General features: G+C 69.8%; 2 protein-coding genes. One reads left to right on the top strand and one right to left on the bottom strand.

The window, feature by feature from the left end; translation table 11 throughout:
* The first annotated feature begins 272 nt into the window (after positions 1 to 272).
* Positions 273 to 1,067 (top strand): IS5 family transposase, encoded by a 795-nt coding sequence (locus ACWDRW_RS40280; RefSeq protein ID WP_451733563.1) that lies wholly within the window; start codon positions 273 to 275, stop codon positions 1,065 to 1,067.
* On the opposite strand, the gene ACWDRW_RS40285 is transcribed toward ACWDRW_RS40280, so the two are convergent.
* A complete protein-coding gene (locus tag ACWDRW_RS40285) occupies positions 1,015 to 1,542 on the bottom strand; it encodes a hypothetical protein (RefSeq protein ID WP_451733566.1) in 528 nt (175 codons plus the stop codon). The two genes, ACWDRW_RS40280 and ACWDRW_RS40285, sit on opposite strands and share 53 nt — an antisense overlap.
* Positions 1,543 to 1,659: the final 117 nt, after the last annotated feature.

The following is a 1,659-nucleotide window of genomic DNA, read 5'->3' on the forward strand; positions in this document are numbered from 1 at the left end:
TGAGAAGCCGTATCTCAACCGATCATGGAACGTGCGGGTCGAACGGGTTTCCCGCCGGGGTGATCTTCCCGTCGTGCGCGCATGAAGACAGGGCCTCTCGGTAGCTCGGGGATGCGAATCTGACCAAGCAATGCCGGGAGGCCCTGGTGTCGTTGTTGTACGCGTCCGAGCCCGTCCAGTTCAACTCGGCTGCACCATCGTGTGATTGCCTCGCGCACGTGTACGGCAACGCGGCAGATCATCCTGACCGGGTGCGCCGGTATCCGTCGGACATGACGGATACGGAGTGGGCGGCCGTCCGGCCGTTGCTGCCAGTGCCGGCCTGGTTCCAGGGCAGGGGCGGGCAGCCCGAGGGCTACTGCCACCGCCAGTTGCTGGACGCGATCCGCTACCTGGTCGCGGGCGGGATCTCGTGGCGGGCGATGCCCGCGGACTTCCCCGCATGGGGCCGCGTCTACGCCTTCTTCCGCCGGTGGCGCGAGCACGGGCTGATCGCCGAGTTCCACGACCGGCTGCGCGGGAGGGTCCGTGAACGCGAGGGCCGTGAGGCCGAGCCCACGGCGGGGATCATCGACGCGCAGTCGGTGAAGGCCGCGGCCTCGGTTCCGGCAGCCTCACGCGGCTACGACGGCGGGAAGAAGGTGGGCGGCCGTAAGCGGCACATCGTGACCGACTGCCTCGGCCTGCTGCTGGTCGTCGCGGTCACCGCCGCGAACATCGGCGACCGCGACGCCGCGACGGGCCTGCTGCAGCGGCTGCGCCGTCTGCACCGCGACATCACTCTCGTCTGGGCCGACGGCGGCTACACCGGCTCCCTCGTCGACTGGTGCCGTCAGAAACTCGCGCTGACCTTGGAGATCGTCAAGCGCACCGACGACATGACAGGGTTCGTGGTGCTGCCCAGACGGTGGGTGGCAGAGCGCACGTTCGCGTGGCTGATGCATTCGCGCCGGCTGGCCCGGGACTACGAGACGCTGCCGGCCAGCAGCGAGGCGATGATCCAGTGGTCGATGGTCACGCGGATGGGCCGGCGTCTGGCACGGCCACGGGCCGTCGGCCGACGCTGAATGCCCCCGACGTCTCCAGGAGGAGCCACCCGCGCTCGGCCAGACGCCGGGCCTTCGAACGCACCCCCTCGACCTTCGCCGGCGTTGTCTCCAAGCCCAGCCGAGCCGTGATCTCCCTGGCCTTCAGCGGCCCTTGGCCTGCGGGCTGCCGCTCCTCCAGCACGCCCAGAATCCGCTGGTAGTCCGGCGCCAGCACCGTCACCGGCAGTCCTTCGCGCCACGGAGGCACGACCGAGCCCGGCACCGGCGCGGGCGACGACACGGTTTCCGCCTCCGCCCCGGTCACGGCGGTGGTCTCGGAGGCCGAGGCTGCCAGGGCCTCGACCAGCTCCTCCCGTGCGATCACCCGCCGGTCCAGCTCGATCTCCGCGGCCTCCAACACCCCAGCCAGCCGCGCGACTTCCTCCCGCAGTCCTTCCACCCGCACCCGGGCCGCTGTCTCCCGCTCCTCCAGCATTCCCAGCACCGACGCCATCGTGCACCCCTCGATCACGGAGCCGAAACAAGACGCCGCATGCCTCCCTCACTCCGAGCCAGACCATGCCTGACCAGCGCAAATCAAGCGATCACGTTCGGTTGAGATACGGCTTCT

It is taken from the genome of Streptomyces sp. NPDC003635, from assembly GCF_053587635.1.

Coding starts and splice junctions, on each gene's coding strand:
- ACWDRW_RS40280 (WP_451733563.1), top strand. CDS start 273: ATGACGGATACGGAGTGGGCGGCCGTCCGGCCGTTGCTGCCAGTGCCG.
- ACWDRW_RS40285 (WP_451733566.1), bottom strand. CDS start 1,542: ATGGCGTCGGTGCTGGGAATGCTGGAGGAGCGGGAGACAGCGGCCCGG.